Below are 1368 nucleotides of genomic sequence, written 5' to 3' on the forward strand. Positions count from 1 at the left end.
CACGGAGATTCTGTGTTGATATCCAAATTAATTTTTAATTTTGTAGTCCAAGGCAGCTCTAAGCTAGCTTCATTAGGGCAGTTCATTTTTAATGGCTGCTCTAACAATTTACTTCGTTTTCCACCTCAATCTTACTATAGTTAGCATCAAAGCACTTGTCGGTTTTATATATGGTATATATAAGTCCGAGTATTTTTCTTTGAACCGCTACTACTGCTTTCATTTTTATGCCGTGTTTGGACACAAGACGTACAAACACAGCTTTATGTTGCTGGTTATGCCTTATTGCTGTTAGGGCTGGCATATGCATTGCCTTCCTTAAATGTCTGTTCCCTCTTTTGGATATTTTCGGTTTCCCTTTTACAGAGGTTCCCGAGTCTTTGACCCTTACATCAAGTCCACTATAGCCTACCAGCTGTTTTTTGTTTTTTATCAGTTCAAACCCATTGGTTTCAGCAAGGGTAATCAAAGCTGTTAGCTTACCCACGCCAGGGATTGATGTGATATGATCTACTTTGCGAACAAGCTCTGAATCTTCTTTTAATGTTTTAGACAGTTCGTTTCTGATTTCCAGTTCCTGTTTATTGATTAGCTGGATACGTTTTGATATCCTTTTTATACTGCTCTGGTTAGGGAATCGCTCCACCAGCTCGGCATGAAGCTGGTTTTTCAAAACCGTTCTATCCGTAATTAGCTGGTCTCTTTCACGGGTAAGCTGTTTAAGCTTTCTGAATATCTTTTTGGGTGGCTGCCAGTCTTCAAGCTTCCGCTCTAGTCCAAACTGGCATATCGCCTGTGAAGCGGTCTTGTCAGTAATAGTCCTTACATCAAGTGTTTTAAAGTAATTGCTGATCTTGTTTGGAAGGACAATACTCAGGCGCTTGTCCTGATCTGAAAGATAATAAGCCAAATGTTCATGATAAACACCGGTGGCTTCCATCACGTACCGAACATCAACATTTTTTACAGTCTTTTTATCCACCCAGGAGCTAAGGCTGCTAAAACCGTTTGAAGTATTTGAAAATATTTTATAGGCGTATATCTCAACACCTGTGTCATGGCTCATTCTCCCAAGTGACACTACCAGTTCCTTTTGCGCCACATCAATACCTACAACCTGTTTTACAATAGATGACATAATTCTTTATTTAATTAGTAAAAGTGAATTGCCCTCCTTCATCTTTTCTCCTGGTTGGATATCCTGGCTATACTTCAAAATAAATACGCCTTACATTCTGTTCAGATTCTAAAAGGCAAAAAAGAGTGAGGCAATATCTCCGTGAGAACATACTATAAGAAGTTGTTTGGGCACAAATCAACTCTCACTCTTTTTCACTTAAATATGTTAAATTTATTATTTTTAAATTT

General features: G+C 38.3%; 1 protein-coding gene. It reads right to left on the reverse strand.

Annotation, left to right across the window (positions count from 1 at the left end):
* Positions 1-100: 100 nt before the first annotated feature.
* Positions 101-1138: an IS110 family RNA-guided transposase gene (locus HWV58_RS24225; RefSeq protein ID WP_175636577.1), complete on the reverse strand. Its 1038-nt coding sequence runs from the start codon at positions 1136-1138 to the stop codon at positions 101-103.
* Between the last annotated feature and the right edge of the window lie 230 nt (positions 1139-1368).

The organism is Pedobacter ghigonis (assembly GCF_903166585.1).
GTDB lineage: Bacteria > Bacteroidota > Bacteroidia > Sphingobacteriales > Sphingobacteriaceae > Pedobacter > Pedobacter ghigonis.

Coding starts and splice junctions, on each gene's coding strand:
- HWV58_RS24225 (WP_175636577.1), bottom strand. CDS start 1,138: ATGTCATCTATTGTAAAACAGGTTGTAGGTATTGATGTGGCGCAAAAG.